Consider the following 21,113-nt stretch of genomic DNA (forward strand, 5'->3'; position numbering starts at 1 on the left):
TAATCGTCTTTAAAATCAAGAGCAATCAGCTGCCCTTGTAGGTTGAGTAACCGTACTGGCTGAGCAGAAGCGGGATGTGCAGTTTTTCATTGGTGCGGGTGACGGTGAACAGCACCGGCACTTCCGGGAAGAAGGAGCCCAGCTTTTTGCCGTGGAAGTAATCGGCGGTTTTGAAGGTCACTTTATACACGCCAGGTGCCATATCCTGATCCTGCGGATAAAGCGATTTAATGCGCCCGTCGTGGTCGGTTTTACCGCTGGCAATCGGGGTCCACTTGTCCTGCTCCTGCTTCTCCAGCGTAACGGTCACATCCGCTGGCGGCATACCGGTTTGCTGGTCCAGAACGTGGACGCTCAGGGTGCCTGCCGGGGCGCTGAATGCGGCAGGCGCGAAAGCCATTGCAGCCAGCATCATCAGAGGGAGTGTCTTTTTCATCGTGTTTTCCTGTTGAGTTGTCGGTGACAGGAAAACGTTAGCACTCGCTGCGCGAAAAAATATTCAACTTTTCGTGAAGATTGCCACAGCAGAAAATAATCAGAGGATAATTACCTCAAGGGAAACCTGCTGCTGCCACTGCGCAACCTGCTTTTTCCGCGCGGCGGTGAGTTTGCCGCTGGTGACCAGCAGCCATTTGCGATCCGGGAAAATTTCCGGGGCCAGCGCGGCAGGGGGAACCGGCAGGATGTCGATGCGGTGGCCCTGGCCGGTGCGCGTTAACGCTTCGAGCCAGATTTCACACGGGTCGTTGAGGTACCAGCCGCTGATGAGAACGTTATCGCCCGGCGCTTTTTTATCGCCCTCAAGGCAAAACGAGGTATAGGCGATGAGGATGCCGTCGAGGATCTCACGCAGCGTCATGGCGGCGGCGACGTTGGCCGATATCTGGCTGCGCAACGGACGCAGCACGTTAGTGACCAGCTCTGGCCTTGGGTATTCGCGTCCGGCGTCGTAAATCATCTGACGCAGGGATTCAATTTTCCCCTCCTGCAACTTTTGCATCATGGCCTGTTGCAGGGTTTGCCAGTTATTGGCGCGGCGCGGCGCAGGGCGTTCCAGCAGTGATTTAACCTGACCGATGGGTACGCCTTTTTTTACCCAGTCGAGGATTTTCAGCGCCTGCTGAACGTCCTCATCGCTGTACAGGCGGTGACCGCCGTCCGTACGCTCGGGTTTGAGCAAGCCATAGCGTCGCTGCCACGCCCGCAGCGTGGTGGCGGTGATGCCGCTGAGTCTGGCGAATTCGCCGATGGAGTAAGCCATGTCTGCATCCGAAGAGAAGGAGTTGTCTCAATATACTACGAATATTCTCCGACGGGATGAAGCGCCGCACGGGTGCGCTACACTTAACGTCCAACCGCGTAAATGAAAGGAGTTCTCATGAGGCTATGGCCTGTAGTTACCGGTGTCGCCATTGCGCTGACTCTGGTTGCCTGTAAATCTCCCACGCCGCCGAAAGGCGTGCAGCCCATTACCGGCTTTGATGCCAGCCGCTATCTCGGCAAATGGTATGAAGTCGCCCGACTGGAAAACCGCTTTGAGCGCGGTCTGGAACAGGTCACCGCGACGTACGGCAAGCGCAGCGATGGCGGTATCAGCGTACTGAACCGCGGCTATGATCCGGTGAAGAACAAATGGAATGAGAGCGAAGGAAAGGCGTACTTTACCGGCGAACCGACTACGGCTGCGCTGAAGGTATCGTTCTTCGGCCCGTTCTACGGCGGCTATAACGTGATCAAGCTGGACGATAAGTACCAGTACGCGCTGGTCAGCGGCCCGAACCGTGACTACCTGTGGATTTTATCGCGCACCCCGACCATTCCGGATGCGGTAAAACAGGACTACCTGAACACCGCACGCGGTCTGGGCTTCCGGGTCGATCAGCTGGTGTGGGTGAAGCACTAACCTACTGATACGAAAAGGTGATGCTTGCCAGGGCATTGGCCGAGCCGGGGACCAGGTCTCCGGTTCGGATGTACTGCGCCTGGAACGGCAGGGATAGCGTTTGTGCTGCGCTGGTGGTCTGGATGAAAAACTGTCCCGTCGTGCCTGCGGCCGAGCTGTCTGGCCCCATCATCAGCGGCCCGGTACCGTTATAGAAAAACTGTACGCCAATGCCGGAGGCCGTGGAGTCCCCGGTCAGCGTCACGACCGACGAGGTATTTGACGGTGTGGTCTGATCGGTCATCACTGCGTTAACCGCCACGTTCTCATCGCAGGTCAGGCTGACGTTAAACTCCCCCGACGGTGAGGTGCTGCCTACGCTGGGCAGCGTGTGAACATCAATGGTGCCCAGGTCGACGTTGGCGCTTTTTGTGCCTACCGTGCAGCCGCTTGCCGTCACCGTGATGGTGGTGGGGTTGATGATCACCTGCGCGGTTTTCACTTCGTTGTTATAGGCCGTCAGGATCGCCGCGTTAATGGTCGGGGTCTGGTATACGCCGGATTTCAGCGGAACGCCGGTCTTGATAAACGTCACTTTTGCTGACCAGCCCAGTGCGGTGGCGTAACCGTTAGTCCCATCGGCCGGATAGCTCTGCGTAATGCCCGTCTGCATCGGCACATAGGTGGTGCCGTTATAATCTTTGAGCCCAAGAATGAAGCCGATGCCGGGCACGCCCGTTTCAAATACCATGTAATTTGCGCCATCAAGAATAACCGTGATGCCGGTGGCGGTTATACTGCTGCTCGGCTCCAGCGTCCCTTTGGAGCAGGTAAATACCAGGCCGCACCAGAACACTTCCGAGACGCTCGCAGAGGCGCTCCATTCAGAGCCGATCGTCTTTCCAGGCACGATGGAGTCTGCCGGGCCGGACCATGACATGGGTGTTGGCGAAAGGGTGATATCCGATGTCCAGGAGAGGGCAAGTGCCTGAGAGGACATAAAAAACAGGGCTAAAAACAGTAAACGCATTATTGATACTCCGTCGTCCAGGTCGCCACTGCCGAAACGTCTCCGGCATTGACCGGCGCACCCGTGGCGGTCAGTCGCGCATAGAAGGTCATTTTTACGCTGTCATCCCCCGCCGCGCCGTAAGCAGCGGTTTGGGTGTCCAGCGGGATAAGTACGCTGTCTTTATCCAGAATCTGCACTGCCACGCCGGTCGCGCCACCGTCAGCGACTTTCAGAAGCTGCGGGTTTTCGTCATCCGGCGTACCGCTGAAGCGGATTTTCACGCCAGCAAAGGTGGGGCCGCACGCTTCAAGGGTGAGCGTGAAGGGCGTTTTGATATTGCTGACCGCCCCCGCCTCGCTAAATTGCTTCACGCCGAGGGTGCCCAGCGGCACGTTTTGCTCCTTCGAATCTTCCGAGACAATGCAGGTATTGCCGATCACGTTGCCGGTCACGGAAACCAGCACGTCATAGCCGCGCGCGGGGACGGTGATGACCATCAGCAGGATCAGGGGGAGGAAACGGACGGTTACTGACATATGGCCTCCTGGGAATAAAGCCCGGTGCGGGCGTGATAATTCTGCGGGTTCAACGCATAGCGGATCGTGCAGCGCTGGGCGCTGTCGCGTCCCCATACGGCATGCAAGGTTCCCTGCGCTGACAGGCCGGTCAGATACACGCTGCCGCCGTCGCCGACGATACCGCTGGCTTTGTCATCCTCTGACGAGACCAGCGTGCCGAAGGGGAGCACGTCTTTAGCGTGACGTACGATAAACATCGCTTTTGCTCCCTGACGCGTGGTGAGGGTGGCGCGAACCAGTGCCCCGTCGGTGGGGATTTTATTGGCGATGGCGTTCTCAAGTTCCACGTCATTGCCCACGGTGGTGACATCCAGCGCAACCTGATTAACGCGATACGGCGTGGCGTACGGGATCACCGCATAGCCCCGGCTGTCGGTTTTGATGCCCTTGTGGTTGAGCACGGCGACATGGCTGGCGCCCGGGGCTTTCACCAGAATATTGGTGTTCCCGAGCGGCTGGCTCAGCGTCAGACCATCCTCATGCAGCACCGCTCCGCCGCTCATCCCGTAGCTGAGGTTGCGGGAGTCACCGGCGTAGCTGTAGCCCAGGTTATAGTCTCCCCACGCGCCCTCGTATTGCAGCGCGGCATCGCCGCCGTAGTGCTGCTGCGCGCTGTAGCGCTGGTTGACGCTATAGAAAAGATTCTCCTGCCCCGGCAGATAACCACTGACACCGGTACTGGCGGTGGTGCCAGCGGGATCCGCATGGGTAGCGGTAAAACGGAGACGGGTCGACAGCGCCGGATTACCCAGCGGCACCGACAGGGACAACGCGAGGATATTGTCTTTCTTGTTGTCGTACAGGCCAGAGCTACGCTGGGCGCTGATGCCAAGCGACAGGTTACGAAACGTCGCGTTCCACGCGAACTGCAAACTTTGCGTGGTTTTTGACGTATTCCAGTAGGTTTGTTGATCCCAGGACAGCGACAGCGCGCCGTATTCGCCCATCGGCTGCGACAACAGCAGCTGATTTTTTGCCTTACGCGACATATGCAGGTTGTAAACCGTGTCGTAGTGAGTGGTGACGGTGCCATCGTCTTCCACGGTCTGTTCTGGCGCTCCGCCCGCCATGCCTTTGTAAGTGGTATCGCTGAGGGTATAAAACCCTGCCGTTGAGTAACGCAGCGAGAAGAAATTGACTCGCGTACCGATATCGTTCAGCAGCTTGCTGTACCGCAGGCGCACCGAATCACCGGTGTAGTGCTGGTTATCAGCCAGCTGGCTGCGGGCATGGGTGAGGTCGAGAGAGTAGGCGCCAAAGCGGCCGAGATTCTGCCCGATCCCGAAGGCCAGGCCGGTGTAGCGATCGGAAAACTGCGCCCCGCCATAAAACGTGAGGCCGTATCGCCAGCCCAGGAACAGCTCGCCCTGCGCGAAGGAGGGCGAGATCTGATTGCCCGCAGGGCGGTATTTCCCCGCACCCAGAGCATATTTGACCTGACCGTTACGCACCAGATTCGGCACGCTGGCAAAGGGCAGGGTGTATTGCGTCTGGCTACCGTCGCTCTCCTGAATGGTGACCGCGAGATCGCCGCCGGAAGAGGTCGGATAGAGATCTTTCAGCACAAACGCCCCCGGCGGAACGGAGGTTTGATAGATGACGTTACCGTTCTGGCGAACCGTCACCGTGGCATTGCTGCGCGCGATGCCGCGCACTTCAGGCGCGTAACCGCTCAGGCTGGCGGGCAACATATTGTCATCGGTCTTCAGGGCAATCCCACGCAGGCCAACGGCGTCAAACACCTGCGAGGAGGTGAACGTTTCACCGGCGTAAACCTGGGCACGCAGGGCGCGGATATCCCGCTGTAGCCAGGTCTGGACGTGGGTGAGCTCGTTACTCTCTTTGGTCCACGTGGTGAAATCACGCAGCCGCCATGCGCCCAGGTTGGCGCCGCTGTTCAGGCTCACAAACAGCTGTTGTTCCCGCGTGCGCGTCTCGCCCCGGTAGTCATTATTCGCGCCATTGACCACATAGTTCAGCCACGCGGCAGGGATGCCGGACTCCCAGCTCTCCGGGCTGACGTATCCGCGCGGCAGAGCGCGCATCGCGCTTTGCGGTACGGTGAAGTTGAGGGTAAGCGTCCTCTGGTCAAAATCAAACCGGGTATCGGCGAATGACTGGGTTAAAAAAATGCAGCGCTGCGCAGGCGGCAGCTCACCCCCTTTAGCCTGACGGCTGTCGATGCCAAGTGCGGCGAATTGTGCAGGCGTAAGGCACGGCAGGGCTTCACCAGCGGTGCTTTCAGCGACGCGAAACGTGACGTTACCTGTGAACGCGAACTGGGTATTGATATACACGTTAAGATTGTACTCGCCCGGCGGCAACGCGCTCCCGGCGTTGACCCAGGCGAGATCGGCGCTGTTGGCGCGCTCGCCGTTGAGAAACGCAGGATTAAATTGCAGCTCGCTTTCGGCAGCCACGGCTTGCCGAATCACCAGGGCGATCGCCGTGGCGCACAGGATTTTAATTTTCATGTGGTCACGCCTTACTGTTTTTATTATTGGGACAATGACGTGCGGGTGACGGGCGTCCAGGCCCCATAATCGTTAATCGTCTGGTAGCTCATGCTGCTCGCATGGCTGAAGGTGTCTGCCAGCATCACGCTGGCTTTCGGCGGTACCATGACGGGCGATACCGGCCTGCCATCAATTTTCACGTTAATGGTGGTGAGGTAATACGGCGTTGGGTTGGTCAGCGTGACCTTGCCCGCGCGGTAGGCGCCGGCAAGGTTTTTCCATGCCTCCCCTGCACCTTCCCTGAGCCGCTCCGGGCGATAAAAGACCTTGATGCGGTTGGCAGAGGCGAATTGCAGCGAATTGCCGGAACCGTTTTTAACCTGCTGTGGGATAGCTTTGACCGTCATCCAGTACAGCGTCTCGCGATCGGATGGCAGGGCGTTGCCGCTGAACATGATTTTCACCGCGCTTTCGCTGGCGGGCTTCATGACGTACAGCGGCGGCGTGATGACGAAGTCGTTGGTACGGCTCCCTTTCTCGTCTTCCATCCATGACTGGATCAGGAACGTGGCATCAGGGTGGGTATTTCTTACCTGCATCATCGTCTGCGTAGCCGCGCCTGCGTAGACCAGCCGCGTTGCGCCTAACCCCACGCCGCCTGCGTACACGGCGGATGAACATAACGTGCCAGCCAGACAAATCCATGTGTTTACGCGCATTGTGCGTCTCCTGAAAGCTGAGTCAGACCCGGCCAGCAGACCGGGCCTGAAGATTACGAATAGGTCACGGTGTAGGTGGCGACCGCGCTGGCATCACCCGCCGTGGCGTTGCCCAGTGGGGAGTAATATTTCGCGCTGAAGTTCAGGGTGTTCGCCCCCGCACGCAGGGGGATCGCTGCTGCCGGCTCACCCAGCCTGACGACGTTGCCCTGTTCGTCATAAAGACGGATAGCGACATGCTGCGCCGAGCCCGCGCCGCCGTTTACTCCCGCGGCCAGGCTATTGACATCGGTACTGTCCGGCGTACCGGTGAAGGTGATAGCCACGGTCGTTGCGGCGATGGGGTTATTTTCCGTGGACGCGGAGGTATCGGCGATTTCGCAATCCTCCAGCGTGATGGAGAAGGCTTTTGCGGTACTGGCTTCACTGCCTGCGGCAGCCAGCGTGGCGGTACGCACTTCCCCCATGTCGACGTCGATATTGGCGCTACCGGCGCTGATGGCACAGGCGGAGGTCACCACTTTACCGCTGAAGTTAACCGTGCCGCCGCTGGTGGTGGCGGCCAGTGCTGAGCCCGCTGGCAGCAGGGCGGCAATGCTTAATGCCAGCAGAGAATGGCAAGTAAGGCGTGCTTTCATTTCATAGTTCCTTGGTTTTTTTATTACGAGATTTGCTCTGAAAGCGGCAGGTCTAACTGGTTAAAAAGACCAGCAAATCTGTCTTATTCCTGAGCCCGAGTTTCCTTATCGCTGAGCTTTTTAAGGCGCTCACGCGGCGATAAGAAAGTTTCTCCAGTTCTGCGATGTAACGTATATCCAGTCCGTTCCTGAGTTCCTTTAATACCCTCCTTTCTCCAGGCGTCAGCGATAACGCCGCTGGCTGCTTTTGGGGCCGATAATGGCTATCGACCATTTTTGCTAGCTTTATCCGCCACTGATAAACCGTGTTCTGTAGCGAGATATAGGCATCAATATCTTCCCGGACCCATAACAGGGAATGGGCAGAGGTTGAGTACAGGCAGATCATCACTTCAGGCTGCGTGGCTTTGATTTTTTTTAAATATTTCAGTGAGTCATACCCTGTATGGTATTTCTCTGCGCCAGATATAAATAAGATATCGATACGAATCGACGACAGCGCCTTATCCAGTTGCTGATAACCTCCTTCGATGATAATGATGTGAAGGTCGTCGCGGATGCTGCTTAATAATGTTTTAATGCCGTTTCTTGCATAATGATCGCCGCCCATCAGTGCAACAGTTATATGCTGTGTTATTTGGCTATTGTTCGTCATGTTATTCCTCGATTTATAATAGTAATCAGGCGAATTATTTATAAGGTTATCGCCAGTATTCTCGAAGCAATGACGTATTGCATAGTGTAGGCCTACTATACGTCGGCCAATAAAGAGGTAATCTGAATTAATCTAAAATTGTATTAATTACTAAGATCGAGACCGGTTACGACGCTTCCCTCTGATTGGTCTTATTCCGCTTCGCTTTCTGTAAATTATGATAGCCGCTATTTTTAATGAAAATTTAGCTTTGATAAATGTTTTGTAAGGAGTTTGTCGTCTGGTGTCAGTGCGGGTGTGAAGTTGCTGACGGGGAATAACAATTTACGAATGTTATCATCGATAAAAACTGATAGAAAGGTGGCTGAAAAGCATACAAAAACCATATAAGTTATTGATATTGGTCAGGTTGAGAAAACTTAAGGCTTAAGGGTGCTGAATATTTCAGACACGCATGTCCGTGGCGTACAATGTTTTTTTTATGTAGATATTTGTCAATGTCAAGAGGCGAGGAGTGCGCCAAAAGGTGAGGCTCTGATAAATGAGATGCTGCCGGTAGTCAGATACTTCTGTGGAGCGGAAATTCACTTCACAAAACATCATAATGAGGATGATCGCGGATGAAGTGGCTCTGCAAGCCGCATTCTACAAGGGTTGAGTTCTTATGCAGGTTCAGTGAAGCTTAAGGGATGAAATATAAATTAAGATTTTTCGCCAATGGCGAAGATATACAGCATGCCGTTAATCAGTCACATTAATCCCGACGTGAATGTCATCCCATACATGCGGTGACCCAGGTTCAACATCTGTTAACCGGAGAATTCATACTGCCCCTATGCATAAGCATTACATTATAAATAATATCGTCGAATTTCATCCTGCGGCCAGCACGTTACGTGATATCAACAATCCTGACCGTGTGGTTGTGTTAAATTCGCCAGCAGGCCGATGCCTGTTGTTATTAATCGACAGAGCGGGGTCGATTGTCACTCAGCAAGAGTTCCTTGATATTGTCTGGCAAAGCCGCGGCATGCTTGTCTCCTCCAATACCTATTACCAGAACATCTCCATCCTGCGCAAAGGGCTCAAAAAGATTGGTTTTGAAACTGACCCTATCGTTACCATTCCGCGGATTGGGTTGACGCTGGCAAGCGACACGCAAATAACCGTCAGAGAGTCTTCACCTGTCGCGCCTCAACCCGCAGAGGAACAATGTGTGGAGGCGCCAGCGATCGAGGAGGTCTCTGCATCCTCCGCGCCAGCAACGCCCGTTGCCAGGAAGCCCACGCGCTGGCTGGCTGTTGTCATGGGGCTATTGATCGTCCTGGCCGGGGCAGGCGTGACGGGATATATGAACGCCACAGAAAACCGTTTTGTTGAGGATTACCGTTTTGCGGCATCCGTCGGAGCCTGTCGCGTTTATCTTGCGAACGACATTCAGACTCACGCTGAACGCGCTTCCGCGCTGACCTATGTGGAACAATTCAAGGCTGAATGCGCGCAATATCCCTGGGTTTACATCAGCTGGTACGCTCTGCTTCCTCGTGCATCGGTTATTCGCTGCGACCGGCCAATGAAAGAACCGAACCGCTGTATATCTGATTATTTCCTGAAGGATAGCTAGCATGACTCGTTTTCGGCAGATGCTGTATATCATCGTGACGGGCCTCGTCATGGCAGGCGTGCTGACGGGCTATTACCTGTGGCACCGAACTTACGTTCAGCCTTTTTCATGCCAGGCTAATCTGGTCCAGCACCATCCGGATGAGACGCTGACGGTCTGGCTGAATTACACCTTCGACGGGAAATTCGGCACCCTGAGCATGAATGGCCGGGCAAAGAGCGATCCGGGTAAAACCATCGACAGGAAAATTTCCTTTCGGGTGGAGAGACAAGATCATCTCTATTTGCTGACGTCAGAAAAAAATATGACGTTCCCGGACGATAATGTTGACGACAGCTGGCTGGAAAAATATGAACCGCAATTTTTTGTCTATCCGGGCAAGAGTATTTATATGCGGATCAATGAACAACATAATGGTAACTATATCTTTACCTTAGGAACATTACCGACATATGTGTGTCGTGGTTCAAAAAAAGAATGATATAAACGAGAAAAACATTATATTTTCCTCCCGTCTCATTTATGCTTGATTTAAAATATCAGCATTATCTTAGAAATATAAAGTGCGACAGATCATGTTGCGATAATGTAATTAATTTTAAATTTGGCAAGTAAATGAAAAGTGTATTTGACTCCTCCGATGGGGGAAAATCAGTACCGGAAAAGTGTCTGCATATTGGGTTGATATTATGGCCCCGTTATTCACTCCTGGCCGTCTCCGGATTGCTGGAGGCGCTGCGTTATGCAGCGAAAGCTCAGGATAAATTAGCATTTAAAATCAGCCTGATAAGTGAATTTCCTGATATCCCGATTATCAGCAATGCGGGGATTATCATGAGACCGGATTCCACCCATGCGCCGCCGGACAGTTTTAACTACCTTGCTGTTATCGGCGGTGAATTGCAGTATCTGGACTTAGGGTATCAGGGGGATAAAGCGTATCTGGCACATGCCCACCATGCCGGGGTTCCGCTCATTGGCATTGGCACCGGCAGTTTTGTCCTCGCACAGGAAGGATTGCTGAATGAACGACGAGCGTCCATCCATCCTTTCCACCTTGATGCATTTCGGCAGGCTTTCCCGCTGGTTTATGCTGAGCAAGGGTATGATTTCATCGACGATGGCGATGTGCTGACCTGCCCGGGCGGTATTTCCACCCTGACGCTGGCAACTGAGCTTATCCGCGCCCATGCCGGGGATGATATCGCCAGCACCACCTGTCAGCGTTTGTCGCTCGTTCCGCATGAAATTGCCACCCCGCGTCCGGCGAATCTTGCGCTTATCCCTGACTCGCGGTTGCGCCGCGCCGTCATGCTGATTGAACAGTTCCTGACCCGGCCGCTCACCACCGCCGGGCTTGCGCGAGAAGTGGCATTGAGTGAACGCCAGCTCAACCGTCTGTTTCACGCAGAATTCGGCAAAACGGCCCGCGAATTTATCCGCGGCGCCAGGCTGCGCTATGCTTGCTGGCTGCTGAAGAACTCGCAGCAAAGCGTGACGGATATTGCGCAGCGGATGGGGTTCAGCGACTGCGCGCATTTTATTCGTCATTTCCAGATGGAGTATGGCTGTACGCCTGGCGTATGGCGCACGTCGCAGAGCTGAATGTCATTACATTGCTGCCCTGAAACTTTACTCAACCGGAATATCACCATGAAAATAGAAGCCGCACACCCTTCACAATTTGAACGCCTCGTCGCAGTCTGGGAGTCGTCCGTTCGCGCCACGCACCGCTTTTTGCAGGAAAGCGATATCGCGGCGCTGCGTCCGTTATTGCTCAACGCATATTTGCCTAATCTCAGGGTTGTGATTGCCCGGGATGACGTGGGTATTATTCACGGCTTTTTGGGCGTGGATAAAAATCGCATTGAAATGCTGTTTGTGGATGATGCGAGCCGGGGGAAGGGTATCGGGAAAATGCTGCTGCAATATGCCATTGCAGAATTCGGCGTAAATGAAGTGGATGTGAACGAGCAGAATCCGCAGGGGGTGGCGTTTTATCGTCATATGGGGTTTGAGCAGGTCGGGCGCTCGGCACTGGACGGGCAGGGGAATCCGTTTCCGCTGTTGCATATGCGGTTGAGTGGACAGGCTTAACGCCCTCTTCTGTAAAAGAGGGAGCCTGCAAGCTAGTTACTGGTTATTTGCCCGATAATTACGCCGCGCAATTTTTCGCCATCAAAGTAATAAGAGACGGTATTGTTCTGAACAAATCCATCCTGTACAGGTGTCTCCTGATAAAGCAGGATCTTTTTTCTGTTGCCGATTGCTTTTTTGCCGAACAATTCAACTAAATCCCCGTGAGTGGCATTTAACAATGGAACGCCAGAGACTGAGACACTGACTCGTTCCGTTGTATTCACACACTCTTTATGGATGCCATCCCTGGATATGGCTAGCGCAGTTAACAGCCCTGCACCCATTTCGTTATCTGAAATGAACCAATAATTGGTGCCATCGTCGTCATGAAGGCAGATCCAGTGCGCGGAGCTGTCTTTCTCCACGTATGTACTGAAAATCTGAGACAGATGAGTAACTTCCATCTGAACCGTTTTCTTGCCGATCGTGATGGTCGGGGAAAGGGGCACTATGGTTGAAATTTCCGTCAGCGAGCCGTCTTCATCGTAATACTGTGTTGCGAAGCCGGTCATTTCTGATGCTGAGACGTGCGAACTGACTGCAACGAGTAATGGCAATGAACAAATTAAACGCTTCATTTGACAATCAACACCGTATCGTTGCTTTTCCAGATGCTTCTTCTCGCACTCAAAGGAGCAATAATGCAGCCCTCTGAAGAGTCATCAGGGTGCAAACTGCTTTTGCCATGAATTTTAAATGAGTCTCTGCCACACATATCATTTGTCGAGTAGGGCGTGAGGCTGAGGGTATATTTTCCTGTGTGGGCAGAATTATGAGGGGAACCAATTGTGTATTTCCCTCGAGGTAGAGGCCCACTGTTTTTTACACATTCTTGAGATGGATCGTTTTTGTAACCACTTGCTCCTGCATAATCTGCATCGAACTGATAAACACCATCAAGATAAAATTTGTGCTCTTTTACATTATATTCCCAGGACATACTTTCTCCTTAAGCGCGTTCCTTCCAGGTATCAGAATGAATGATGTTTCCATCCATGTAATGCCATGTTATTTTTTCATATGTTAGATCAACATATTCACAATGTGTATAGCGTTCGTTTTGCAGTAGTTTAATGTCAAACATGAGTGGTTCAATTTGAACTACTCTTGCATTTTCTAAAGTTGTCTTAAAGTAAGCCTCTTCGAGCCCGTTATAGTTGATCCTGTAAAATATAAATTCTGCTCTTGTTAGTGTTTGTCCAGTGCTCAAGGCCTTGTATAGATATGAGGATGAGGAATCAATCTCTTTCATGAATGCATAGGTGCTACAAATACGTTTTGAAGTGATTTTTCCGGAGTGCTTATCAATAGGTTGTTCGATTGAGTGCATAAATTCAATAACTTCTATTGAGCCTTCGCGATCTTTTACATCGACAGAGCCTTTAATTCTCCGGCCTGCATCGTCCTCAAGCCATAAGTAAACAGGTATAGCCATCTCAATCTCCTTTTATAGACTGAGGGAAACTACGCTTCATTATGGATTTAAATTGTGACATTTATTTCAAAATAGAAAAGAAAATAAAATATGGAAGTGGGACTTAAAATTGCTCTTTGCGATGTATAAGTTTCTCAAATATATTTACAAAAATTATAACATTGAATTATGATTTCGTTGCCATCGTAAGATAAATGCTAAGTAAAAATAGCATCAGGTATTGAAATGATGAATGTCATCAAATATTGAACTTGTAAGTTAGCATTACATGTTGGGTTCGATTGCTTTTTGGATGTTATGGAAGAAATCTGGCATTCTATATTGTTTTTTATGTTGGCTGCATGCCCAGCAGCCAACTTGATAACAGTGGGAACGGTTATGATAATTGCAGGCTCGCCAGCGTGTTCTCGATCTGGCATAACTTTGCTTTAGTGCGTTTGTAATCGTCCAGAATCCTTTGCTCCTGCTCGTTATACGCTACCAGAACGATGCACCCTTTCATGACCTTTACCGTGACCTGCTGTCCGGTATCAAAACCCGCCGCGCGCAGCCACTTGCCGGAAAGGATGATTTTTGGCGTAGATTTGTCGTAAACATTCGGGCGGTATCCCACAATTAACGAACGCTCGGTTCCGGATTGGTCGGTGTCTGGGGTAGAATGCGAATCAGCCATAATCAACTCCTTGATAGTTGGTGAGGTTAGACGCCCTTTAGTGCTCCAACACTGCTGGGCGTTGTCAAAATTCCGAATCCATGTGGTAGGTACCACGTGCGAATAAATTAACCGAAGTGGTACCTACCATGCAAGAGAAAAAGAAACCAAATTTTGACCGCACTAAGAGCACGATGAAGAACATACGTTTCGAGGATGAGCTTTTGGAGCAGATCGAGAAGGCGGCGGGGAAAGGGAATTTTAGTAAATGGGTGAAGGAGGCTTGTAGGTTAAGATTATTATCTAGCCAAAGAGAGTAGTAAATATGGAAATATTAATTGATGAATCAGGTTCATTTACTCCTGAAAGTGAACTAGAAAATTCTTGGAGTGTAGTTGCTGCTTATATTTGTCCAGAAACTGAAAAAAGGAAATATAGGAATGCCCTCAATAATTTAAAAAAAAGGAATGGTTTGGGCAGACAAGAGATAAAATTAGTTAACATTAGTGAAAGTAACTATATTTTGTTTCTTCAAGAAATTTCGCAGCTGAACGGTAGTCTTTTTTGTGTTGTAACAGACTCATATTATAATAATAAAAGCTTTATCGAAAATCATAAAGATACGCATGTGAAAACCATAGTAAATAGTATTGAGCAGATGCGTTATCACGAGGGGAAACTTGCTCAACATTTGATGGCAAAAGAATTATTGTCTGTATCTCTCCCACTTTATATTCAGTTGATGTGCCAAATAAGATTAGTGCATACAATAATCTCCCAATCTGTAAATTACTATGCACAACGACAACCACAGACGTTAAAAAAATTCAAATGGCGTTTAGATCAAAAACAGCCGTCTCACAAAACTAAGTATGAGTTGATATTTGAAAAATTTTCACCAGCTTTGTTGCAAATGTATACCCTTGAAAACCCTTTAGGTATAGTGAATGGTTTTAACTATAAATATATGAGAGAGTTTATTTATAATGAAGGAGAGATACCTAATTATCTGATCGAGAAAAAAACATCCTTAGCTAATAGCCGCGCTTTTAACATCCAAAAAATATTACGGGATGACATTAGCTATGAGGATTCAATGAAAAATGACGGTTTGCAAGTTATAGATCTTTTGGCTTCTGGTATGCGTAAGCTTTTAAAAATGAGATTTGCAGATAATACTTTAATAGCCAATCTACTCGGCAGTCTCATGATACAGCAGCAATATAATAATCCGCCCATAGACATAATTGTTTTCGATGAAAAATCTGCTGCTTTAAGAAAAGAATTAGATGAGCTTGTAAAAATATTAATTAAAAACTCAAAACGAATGATACGTTGAAGTAGGTAAAATATTTGGCGGAAGATCACAGGAGTCGAACCTGCCCGGGAACGCTGGCGCCCCCAACTGGATTTGAAGTCCAGCCACCTCACCGGAGATGACGATCTTCCGCGCCTGCATTGCTACATGGAGGCGGGGCGCATTATAGCTACTTTCAGGCATTTACCACATACCCCACACCACTTTTTTCACCTCTCTTTTGACCTGAATCCCCCTGTTTCAGCTAATTCTTAAGAAAATCCTCAGGTTAGCATTTCGTGCTCATCAACTTTTATCCCGATCACAAAAAACAAGAAACGTAATCTCTTAACCAGAAAACGCAATACCCGCTCCTGAAACAATGGTTTAAAAAACGGTAACCGGTCTCAGCGCCCCCTACAGCGTGAAGGATAAAAATATGAGCGATGTACTGTCAGTAAAAGAGAAGATTGGCTACGGCATGGGAGACGCCGCCAGCCATATCATTTTTGATAACGTTATGCTTTATATGATGTTTTTCTACACCGATATTTTTGGTATTCCCGCCGGGTTTGTCGGCACCATGTTCCTGCTGGCCCGCGCGCTGGATGCGATCTTCGACCCGTGCATGGGGCTGATTGCCGACCGCACCCGCAGCCGCTGGGGCAAGTTCCGTCCATGGATTTTGTTTGGCGCTATCCCGTTCGGCATCGTCTGCGTGCTGGCGTATACCACGCAGGACCTGAGCCTCAACGGCAAAATGGTTTACGCCGCCATCACCTACACGCTGCTGACCCTGCTCTATACCGTGGTCAACATCCCGTACTGCGCGCTGGGCGGCGTGATCACCAACGACCCGACGCAGCGTATCTCCCTCCAGTCCTGGCGCTTTGTGCTGGCGACGGCGGGCGGCATGCTCTCTACGGTGCTGATGATGCCGCTGGTGAACCTGATTGGCGGCGACGATAAAGCGTTCGGCTTCCAGGGCGGGATCGCCGTGCTGTCGGTGGTCGCGTTCCTGATGCTGGCGTTCTGCTTCTTCACCACCAAAGAGCGCATCCAGGTGCCGCCGAGCACCACCTCCATGCGTGAAGATCTGCGCGACATCTGGCAAAACGACCAGTGGCGTATCGTCGGCGTGCTCACCATCCTCAACATCCTCGCCGTCTGCGTGCGCGGCGGCGCGATGATGTACTACTGCACCTGGATCATGGGCTCGCCGGAGGTGTTCGTCGCCTTCCTCACCACCTACTGCGTCGGTAACCTGATCGGCTCCGCGCTGGCGAAACCGCTCACCGACTGGAAGTGCAAGGTGAGCATCTTCTGGTGGACCAACGCCGCGCTGGCGGTGGTCAGCGTGGCGATGTTCTTCGTGCCGATGCATGCCACCGTGCTGATGTTCGGCTTCATCTTCGTTATCGGCGTGCTGCACCAGCTGGTGACGCCGATTCAGTGGGTAATGATGTCCGATACCGTCGACTACGGCGAATGGACCAACGGCAAACGTCTGACCGGCATCAGCTTTGCGGGCACGCTGTTCGTGCTGAAGCTCGGCCTGGCGCTGGGCGGGGCGATGATCGGCTGGATGCTGGCAGGCGGCGGCTACGACGCGGCGGCCAAAACCCAGAACAGCGCGACCATCAGCATCATTATCGGCCTGTTTACCCTGGCCCCGGCGGTCTGCTAGGTGCTGAGCGCCATCATCGCCAAACGCTACTACACGCTGAAAACCCCCTTCCTGACCAAAATCCTGGGCGAGCTGGCACAGGGCGCGCGCCGTAATCAGCAGGAGTTTGAAAACCTGCCGGTCAGCAAAGAATTAAAGAACTAAGAGGACGAGAGCATGAAAATCAGTGATGGAAACTGGCTTATTCAACCGGGCCTGAACGTGACCTGTCCGGTGCAGGTATTCGACGTGGAGCAGCAGGGCAATGACCTGATGGTGTATGTGGCGCCGCGTGACGTGCGCGAACGCACCTGGCAGCTCGACACGTTGATGTTCACGGTGCGCCTGTTTGCTCCGCAGGAAGGGATTGTGGGGGTGCGCATCGAGCACTTCCAGGGCACGCTGAACAACGGCCCGCACTATCCGCTGAACGTTCTGAAGGATGCAAAAGTTGAGATTGAAAACAACGCCGAATTTGCCGAGCTGAAAAGCGGCAGCGTCAGCGTGCGCGTTACCAAAGGCGAGTTCTGGGCGCTGGATTTCCTGCGCAACGGCCAGCGCATTACCGGCAGCCAGCTGAAAAACAACGGCTACGTACAGGACAGCAATACCGATCGCAACTATGTGTTTGAACGTCTGGATCTGGGCGTGGGGGAAACGGTCTACGGCCTGGGCGAGCGCTTCACCGCCCTGGTGCGCAACGGTCAGACGGTCGAAACCTGGAACCGCGACGGGGGCACCAGCACCGAGCAGTCCTACAAAAATATCCCGTTCTACCTGACCAACCGCGGCTACGGCGTGCTGGTGAATCATCCGGAAAACGTCTCGTTTGAAGTCGGCTCTGAAAAAGTCTCCAAAGTGCAGTTCAGCGTGGAAGGGGAGTATCTGGAGTACTTCGTGATCGACGGCCCGACGCCGAAAGAAGTGCTGAACCGCTATACCCGCTTCACTGGCCGTCCGGCGCTGCCGCCTGCGTGGTCGTTCGGCCTGTGGCTGACCACCTCGTTCACCACCAACTACGACGAAGCCACGGTAAACAGCTTTATCGACGGCATGGCCGAGCGCGACCTGCCGCTGCACGTGTTCCACTTCGACTGCTTCTGGATGAAGGCCTTCCAGTGGTGCGATTTCGAGTGGGACCCGGTGACCTTCCCCGATCCGGAAGGGATGATCCGCCGCCTGAAAGAGAAAGGGCTGAAGGTCTGCGTGTGGATCAACCCGTACATCGGCCAGAAATCCCCGATTTTCCGCGAGCTGAAAGAGAAGGGCTACCTGCTGAAGCGCCCGGACGGCTCCCTGTGGCAGTGGGACAAATGGCAGCCGGGGCTGGCGATCTACGACTTCACCAACCCGGACGCGTGCAGGTGGTATGCGGACAAACTGAAAGGCCTGGTGGAGATCGGCGTCGACTGCTTCAAGACCGATTTCGGCGAGCGTATCCCGACGGACGTGCAGTGGTTCGACGGATCCGATCCGCAGAAGATGCACAACCATTACGCCTACATCTATAACGAGCTGGTGTGGAACGTGCTGAAAGAGACGGTGGGAGAAGAAGAGGCGGTGCTGTTTGCCCGCTCCGCGTCCGTGGGTGCGCAACAGTTCCCGGTACACTGGGGCGGCGACTGCTACGCCAACTATGAATCGATGGCCGAAAGCCTGCGCGGCGGGCTGTCGATTGGCCTGTCCGGCTTCGGGTTCTGGAGCCACGATATCGGCGGGTTCGAAAACACCGCTCCGGCGCACGTCTACAAACGCTGGTGCGCGTTCGGGCTGTTCTCCAGCCACAGCCGCCTGCACGGCAGCAAATCCTACCGCGTGCCGTGGGCGTACGATGACGAGTCCTGCGATGTGGTGCGCCACTTCACGCAGCTGAAATGCCAGCTGATGCCGTACCTGTATCGTCAGGCGGCTCTGGCGCGTGAGTTCGGCACGCCGATGCTGCGGGCGATGATGCTGGAGTTCCCGGACGATCCGGCGTGTGACTATCTTGACCGTCAGTACATGCTGGGGGATTCAATGATGGTGGCGCCGGTGTTCTCCGAGGCGGGCGATGTGCAGTTTTACCTGCCGGAAGGGCGCTGGACGCACCTGTGGCACAACGACGAAATCGAGGGTAGCCGCTGGCATAAGCAGCAGCACGATTTCATGAGCCTGCCGGTCTATGTGCGCGACAACACGCTGCTGGCGCTCGGCAATAATAACCAGAAGCCGGACTATGCGTGGCACGAGGGGACGGCCTTCCAGCTTTTCAACCTGAGCGATGGCGCAACGGCGGTGAGTGAAGTGCCTGCGGCGGACGGTTCCGTGTTGTTTACGCTGAAGGCGTCACGTCAGGGCGACGTCGTGACCTTTACCGGCACGGGAGATGCGCAAAACTGGTCGGTGTGCTTGCGCAACGTGCAGAAGGTCGGCGGCGTAAAAGGCGGTTCACATGCGGGCAGCGAGTGGGGTGTGGTGGTGAAAGCGGAGGGGGATGAGGTGGTGGTGCACCTCTGAGCCGTAAAAATGCCCGGTGGCGCTTCGCTTACCGGGCCTACATGAGATCGTAGGCCGGGTAAGGCGAAGCCGCCACCCGGCTATTTACTGTGCCGGAGCCACCGTCGACACCACACCACCCGTCATCGTCTGTTGCACCTGCTGTTTATCCATATTCACCGCGCTCAGCTTCCCGTTCACCGTCGGCTTCAGCGGCGCATTCGCCTGCACGCTTCCGCTGGCGGTGAGCTGAATATTGCCGTCGCCCGCAATCGGCAGCACTGGCCAGCCCCACTGCTGCAAAACGTTGAGTGGTACACCGCGCCCGTTCAGGCTCACGGTGGTTTGTCGCTGTGGCAGCTGTGACACGGTGGCGGTCGCTTCCAGGATCCCTTTCTCGGTAAAGGCGCTCAGGTCGGTAATATTTACCGTTGCGGCGTTGGCATTCAGCGCCAGCGACGGGCGACGCACGTCGACGCGGTTAAAGGTCGCTGCCGCCCCGTTGAGGGTTGCGTTACCGCCCCACACGCCCCACTTGTGATCCTGCGCCAGCCGCAAATTAGCGCCATAACCGTCGAGGGAGGTGATCTGCCACGGGAACGCCGGATCGATGTCGATCACCAGGTTGCGGCTCAGGCCGAATTTTTTCAGCGTCACGCTGTTCAGCCATGCCGGGAGCGGGTCCATCCACAGCGTTTTCCAGTTTTCCGGAAGCGTATATTCCAGCCCGGCAATCGCAACGTCGTCCAGCACCAGCGCCTGACCCTCGCGCAGCCAGTTGCCGGAGGTGCGCACCATGCCCCCTTCCCAGCGGGAGGTGAACTGACGCAGCGCAATGCCCTGCGGGGAGAATTCCGCGTTCAGGATAGGGTCAAACAGATGCAGCGAGCCGTAGATAAATTCGCTGGCGTTCATGGATAACCGTCCCTCCTGGCTTTGCCAGTCACCTTTACTCAGGGTGAGGTTACGCAGGCTGAGATCGAGGTCGGTTACCGCCCAGTCTGGCCCCTGTAGACGGGCATCGGTCACTTCCAGCCGCCCAATCTGTAACGAAGGCAGGGTGGAGAGAGGGGCGAAGAAATCCAGCAGCGATTTGTCGCTTTGCAGGCGGATCTCATTCAGACGCAGGGTGTTGATAACCCAGCCACCGTCGGCATTACGCAGAGCCGAGCCCGTAAGCGAGCCGCGCGCCATATCGGCACCGATGGTATTCAGCGCCACCTCTTTGCCGTTGAGTTGTCCCTGAATCAGCACGTTGTTGGCCGGTATGCCGTTGAGGGTGAGCGACCCGGCGCTCATCTGGATTTGCGCATTTTTCCCCAGTACGTTCCCCGCCTCGGGCTGCCACGGGCTGACGCCGCCGGTCACCTTTTGCGCACTGAGATCCCACTCCGTATTCGGGCTGTTAAAGGCCATGTTATTCAGTTGCAGACGGTCGGCCTGGAACGGCAGCGGCGCCGTCTGCGGCGATAAATTCAGCGTGCCATCGAACAGGGTGATGGCATCCATATGCAGCGGGTCGGTGATCTGGCGGCTGCTTAAGCCAATATCCACTTTTTTAGCGACCAGCGTGGCCGGTTTGCCATCTCGTCCGAAGGTAACGTTTTCCAGAAGGATGTGAGAAGGGGATGAAAAGCGGTGATCCATCAGGTCAAAGTTGAGCTCGTAATCGGTATTCACCGTGATCCAGCTGCTGACCTGCGATGCGCCCCAGCGGGTCTGGAGCAGAAAATAAAAGGCGAGCACTACAATGAGCAGGGCTACCAGAAGATAGATAAGCAGCTTTCCAATAAATTTCATGGTCTTCCTTCCCGCGAAACGCACATAAGGGTGTTATGCACGATTTATGCGCAATGCTCAAGGCGGGAATGGTGTAAAGAGATGT

The 21,113-nt window shown here is 53.3% G+C and carries 21 protein-coding genes, 1 tRNA gene and 1 pseudogene; 9 read left to right on the top strand and 14 right to left on the bottom strand.

Annotation, left to right across the window (positions count from 1 at the left end; genetic code table 11):
- Positions 1 to 25 precede the first annotated feature (25 nt).
- Together uraH and ACOTX4_RS15915 are read right to left on the bottom strand one after the other, a co-directional pair.
- Positions 26 to 436, bottom strand: coding sequence for a hydroxyisourate hydrolase (gene uraH, locus ACOTX4_RS15910; RefSeq protein WP_045332980.1), 411 nt, complete (start codon positions 434 to 436; stop codon positions 26 to 28).
- Between the two features lie 99 nt (positions 437 to 535).
- Positions 536 to 1,261 carry a MerR family transcriptional regulator gene (locus ACOTX4_RS15915; RefSeq protein WP_022650127.1) on the bottom strand — a complete coding sequence of 242 codons (726 nt, stop codon included), beginning with the start codon at positions 1,259 to 1,261 and terminating at the stop codon, positions 536 to 538.
- Between the two features lie 117 nt (positions 1,262 to 1,378).
- Between ACOTX4_RS15915 and ACOTX4_RS15920 the strand changes: the two genes are divergently transcribed.
- Positions 1,379 to 1,903: a lipocalin family protein gene (locus ACOTX4_RS15920; RefSeq protein ID WP_003860954.1), complete on the top strand. Its 525-nt coding sequence runs from the start codon at positions 1,379 to 1,381 to the stop codon at positions 1,901 to 1,903.
- A gap of 1 nt (position 1,904) precedes the next feature.
- Here ACOTX4_RS15920 and ACOTX4_RS15925 read toward each other — a convergent pair whose 3' ends face one another.
- The 6 genes from ACOTX4_RS15925 to ACOTX4_RS15950 are packed head-to-tail and all read right to left on the bottom strand — an operon-like array spanning position 1,905 to position 7,940.
- A complete protein-coding gene (locus ACOTX4_RS15925) occupies positions 1,905 to 2,912 on the bottom strand; it encodes a fimbrial protein (protein ID WP_023315120.1) in 1,008 nt (335 codons plus the stop codon).
- On the bottom strand, positions 2,912 to 3,430 hold the full coding sequence (locus ACOTX4_RS15930) for a fimbrial protein (protein WP_023323943.1): 519 nt from the start codon (positions 3,428 to 3,430) through the stop codon (positions 2,912 to 2,914). The genes ACOTX4_RS15925 and ACOTX4_RS15930 overlap by 1 nt, the downstream gene beginning before the upstream one ends.
- On the bottom strand, positions 3,421 to 5,946 hold the full coding sequence (locus tag ACOTX4_RS15935) for a fimbria/pilus outer membrane usher protein (RefSeq protein WP_045332979.1): 2,526 nt from the start codon (positions 5,944 to 5,946) through the stop codon (positions 3,421 to 3,423). Before ACOTX4_RS15935 ends, ACOTX4_RS15930 begins: the two co-directional genes overlap by 10 nt.
- 23 nt (positions 5,947 to 5,969) lie before the next feature.
- Positions 5,970 to 6,647, bottom strand: a complete 678-nt coding sequence (locus ACOTX4_RS15940; RefSeq protein WP_045332978.1) for a fimbrial biogenesis chaperone — start codon at positions 6,645 to 6,647, stop codon at positions 5,970 to 5,972.
- A gap of 53 nt (positions 6,648 to 6,700) precedes the next feature.
- Complete coding sequence (locus tag ACOTX4_RS15945) at positions 6,701 to 7,285, bottom strand: fimbrial protein (RefSeq protein ID WP_023315123.1); 585 nt, start codon at positions 7,283 to 7,285, stop codon at positions 6,701 to 6,703.
- A gap of 52 nt (positions 7,286 to 7,337) precedes the next feature.
- Positions 7,338 to 7,940: a helix-turn-helix domain-containing protein gene (locus tag ACOTX4_RS15950; RefSeq protein ID WP_045332977.1), complete on the bottom strand. Its 603-nt coding sequence runs from the start codon at positions 7,938 to 7,940 to the stop codon at positions 7,338 to 7,340.
- An 835-nt stretch (positions 7,941 to 8,775) separates the two neighbouring features.
- On the opposite strand from ACOTX4_RS15950, the gene ACOTX4_RS15955 reads away from it, so the two are divergent.
- The 4 genes from ACOTX4_RS15955 (at position 8,776) to ACOTX4_RS15970 (ending at position 11,661) form a co-directional block, all read left to right on the top strand.
- Complete coding sequence (locus ACOTX4_RS15955) at positions 8,776 to 9,564, top strand: winged helix-turn-helix domain-containing protein (RefSeq protein WP_022650133.1); 789 nt, start codon at positions 8,776 to 8,778, stop codon at positions 9,562 to 9,564.
- Position 9,565: 1 nt separating this feature from the next.
- The gene (locus ACOTX4_RS15960) at positions 9,566 to 10,045 is read left to right on the top strand and encodes a hypothetical protein (protein WP_045332976.1); all 480 of its coding nucleotides are present in this window, start codon (positions 9,566 to 9,568) and stop codon (positions 10,043 to 10,045) included.
- A 353-nt stretch (positions 10,046 to 10,398) separates the two neighbouring features.
- A complete protein-coding gene (locus ACOTX4_RS15965; protein ID WP_323372555.1) occupies positions 10,399 to 11,169 on the top strand; it encodes a GlxA family transcriptional regulator in 771 nt (256 codons plus the stop codon).
- Positions 11,170 to 11,217: 48 nt separating this feature from the next.
- The gene (locus ACOTX4_RS15970) at positions 11,218 to 11,661 is read left to right on the top strand and encodes a GNAT family N-acetyltransferase (protein WP_045332974.1); all 444 of its coding nucleotides are present in this window, start codon (positions 11,218 to 11,220) and stop codon (positions 11,659 to 11,661) included.
- 32 nt (positions 11,662 to 11,693) lie between these two features.
- On the opposite strand, the gene ACOTX4_RS15975 is transcribed toward ACOTX4_RS15970, so the two are convergent.
- The 4 genes from ACOTX4_RS15975 to ACOTX4_RS15990 all read right to left on the bottom strand — a co-directional run bounded on the left by ACOTX4_RS15975 (position 11,694) and on the right by ACOTX4_RS15990 (position 13,811).
- Complete coding sequence (locus ACOTX4_RS15975) at positions 11,694 to 12,281, bottom strand: hypothetical protein (protein WP_023295690.1); 588 nt, start codon at positions 12,279 to 12,281, stop codon at positions 11,694 to 11,696.
- Positions 12,278 to 12,643 carry a tlde1 domain-containing protein gene (locus tag ACOTX4_RS15980; RefSeq protein ID WP_072031505.1) on the bottom strand — a complete coding sequence of 122 codons (366 nt, stop codon included), beginning with the start codon at positions 12,641 to 12,643 and terminating at the stop codon, positions 12,278 to 12,280. Before ACOTX4_RS15980 ends, ACOTX4_RS15975 begins: the two co-directional genes overlap by 4 nt.
- A 9-nt stretch (positions 12,644 to 12,652) precedes the next feature.
- Positions 12,653 to 13,138: a type VI secretion system tube protein TssD gene (tssD, locus tag ACOTX4_RS15985; RefSeq protein WP_045332973.1), complete on the bottom strand. Its 486-nt coding sequence runs from the start codon at positions 13,136 to 13,138 to the stop codon at positions 12,653 to 12,655.
- Between the two features lie 376 nt (positions 13,139 to 13,514).
- Positions 13,515 to 13,811: a SymE family type I addiction module toxin gene (locus ACOTX4_RS15990; protein ID WP_023323949.1), complete on the bottom strand. Its 297-nt coding sequence runs from the start codon at positions 13,809 to 13,811 to the stop codon at positions 13,515 to 13,517.
- A 128-nt stretch (positions 13,812 to 13,939) separates the two neighbouring features.
- Here ACOTX4_RS15990 and ACOTX4_RS15995 point away from each other — a divergent pair, with 128 nt between their 5' ends.
- Together ACOTX4_RS15995 and ACOTX4_RS16000 are read left to right on the top strand one after the other, a co-directional pair.
- Entirely contained in the window at positions 13,940 to 14,110 is a 171-nt protein-coding gene (locus ACOTX4_RS15995; protein WP_065186978.1) for a YlcI/YnfO family protein, read from the top strand.
- Positions 14,111 to 14,115: 5 nt separating this feature from the next.
- Entirely contained in the window at positions 14,116 to 15,129 is a 1,014-nt protein-coding gene (locus tag ACOTX4_RS16000) for a DUF3800 domain-containing protein (protein WP_023323950.1), read from the top strand.
- A gap of 15 nt (positions 15,130 to 15,144) precedes the next feature.
- Here the strand turns inward: ACOTX4_RS16000 and ACOTX4_RS16005 are convergent.
- Positions 15,145 to 15,239: transfer RNA gene (locus tag ACOTX4_RS16005), tRNA-Sec, on the bottom strand.
- Between the two features lie 287 nt (positions 15,240 to 15,526).
- Here ACOTX4_RS16005 and ACOTX4_RS16010 point away from each other — a divergent pair.
- Both ACOTX4_RS16010 and yicI read left to right on the top strand, forming a co-directional pair.
- A pseudogene (locus ACOTX4_RS16010) lies at positions 15,527 to 16,918 on the top strand (glycoside-pentoside-hexuronide family transporter).
- Between the two features lie 12 nt (positions 16,919 to 16,930).
- Positions 16,931 to 19,249 carry an alpha-xylosidase gene (gene yicI / locus ACOTX4_RS16015; RefSeq protein ID WP_063937969.1) on the top strand — a complete coding sequence of 773 codons (2,319 nt, stop codon included), beginning with the start codon at positions 16,931 to 16,933 and terminating at the stop codon, positions 19,247 to 19,249.
- A gap of 84 nt (positions 19,250 to 19,333) precedes the next feature.
- Here the strand turns inward: yicI and ACOTX4_RS16020 are convergent, their stop codons facing one another.
- Positions 19,334 to 21,028 (bottom strand): AsmA family protein, encoded by a 1,695-nt coding sequence (locus tag ACOTX4_RS16020; RefSeq protein WP_045332970.1) that lies wholly within the window; start codon positions 21,026 to 21,028, stop codon positions 19,334 to 19,336.
- Positions 21,029 to 21,113 lie beyond the last annotated feature (85 nt).

It is taken from the genome of Enterobacter cloacae complex sp. IR5459 (genome assembly GCF_049238005.1).
Classification (GTDB): Bacteria; Pseudomonadota; Gammaproteobacteria; order Enterobacterales; family Enterobacteriaceae; genus Enterobacter; species Enterobacter hormaechei_C.

Bases quoted from the DNA above. Each gene is read 5' to 3' on its own strand.
- ACOTX4_RS15920 (WP_003860954.1), top strand. From the start codon at position 1,379: ATGAGGCTATGGCCTGTAGTTACCGGTGTCGCCATTGCGCTGACTCTG.
- yicI (WP_063937969.1), top strand. From the start codon at position 16,931: ATGAAAATCAGTGATGGAAACTGGCTTATTCAACCGGGCCTGAACGTG.
- ACOTX4_RS15915 (WP_022650127.1), bottom strand. From the start codon at position 1,261: ATGGCTTACTCCATCGGCGAATTCGCCAGACTCAGCGGCATCACCGCC.
- ACOTX4_RS15940 (WP_045332978.1), bottom strand. From the start codon at position 6,647: ATGCGCGTAAACACATGGATTTGTCTGGCTGGCACGTTATGTTCATCC.
- tssD (WP_045332973.1), bottom strand. From the start codon at position 13,138: ATGGCTATACCTGTTTACTTATGGCTTGAGGACGATGCAGGCCGGAGA.
- ACOTX4_RS15935 (WP_045332979.1), bottom strand. From the start codon at position 5,946: ATGAAAATTAAAATCCTGTGCGCCACGGCGATCGCCCTGGTGATTCGG.
- ACOTX4_RS15990 (WP_023323949.1), bottom strand. From the start codon at position 13,811: ATGGCTGATTCGCATTCTACCCCAGACACCGACCAATCCGGAACCGAG.
- ACOTX4_RS15965 (WP_323372555.1), top strand. From the start codon at position 10,399: ATGAGACCGGATTCCACCCATGCGCCGCCGGACAGTTTTAACTACCTT.
- ACOTX4_RS15950 (WP_045332977.1), bottom strand. From the start codon at position 7,940: ATGACGAACAATAGCCAAATAACACAGCATATAACTGTTGCACTGATG.
- ACOTX4_RS15980 (WP_072031505.1), bottom strand. From the start codon at position 12,643: ATGTCCTGGGAATATAATGTAAAAGAGCACAAATTTTATCTTGATGGT.
- uraH (WP_045332980.1), bottom strand. From the start codon at position 436: ATGAAAAAGACACTCCCTCTGATGATGCTGGCTGCAATGGCTTTCGCG.
- ACOTX4_RS15925 (WP_023315120.1), bottom strand. From the start codon at position 2,912: ATGCGTTTACTGTTTTTAGCCCTGTTTTTTATGTCCTCTCAGGCACTT.
- ACOTX4_RS15945 (WP_023315123.1), bottom strand. From the start codon at position 7,285: ATGAAAGCACGCCTTACTTGCCATTCTCTGCTGGCATTAAGCATTGCC.
- ACOTX4_RS15930 (WP_023323943.1), bottom strand. From the start codon at position 3,430: ATGTCAGTAACCGTCCGTTTCCTCCCCCTGATCCTGCTGATGGTCATC.
- ACOTX4_RS16000 (WP_023323950.1), top strand. From the start codon at position 14,116: ATGGAAATATTAATTGATGAATCAGGTTCATTTACTCCTGAAAGTGAA.
- ACOTX4_RS15970 (WP_045332974.1), top strand. From the start codon at position 11,218: ATGAAAATAGAAGCCGCACACCCTTCACAATTTGAACGCCTCGTCGCA.
- ACOTX4_RS15975 (WP_023295690.1), bottom strand. From the start codon at position 12,281: ATGAAGCGTTTAATTTGTTCATTGCCATTACTCGTTGCAGTCAGTTCG.
- ACOTX4_RS15995 (WP_065186978.1), top strand. From the start codon at position 13,940: ATGCAAGAGAAAAAGAAACCAAATTTTGACCGCACTAAGAGCACGATG.
- ACOTX4_RS15955 (WP_022650133.1), top strand. From the start codon at position 8,776: ATGCATAAGCATTACATTATAAATAATATCGTCGAATTTCATCCTGCG.
- ACOTX4_RS15960 (WP_045332976.1), top strand. From the start codon at position 9,566: ATGACTCGTTTTCGGCAGATGCTGTATATCATCGTGACGGGCCTCGTC.
- ACOTX4_RS16020 (WP_045332970.1), bottom strand. From the start codon at position 21,028: ATGAAATTTATTGGAAAGCTGCTTATCTATCTTCTGGTAGCCCTGCTC.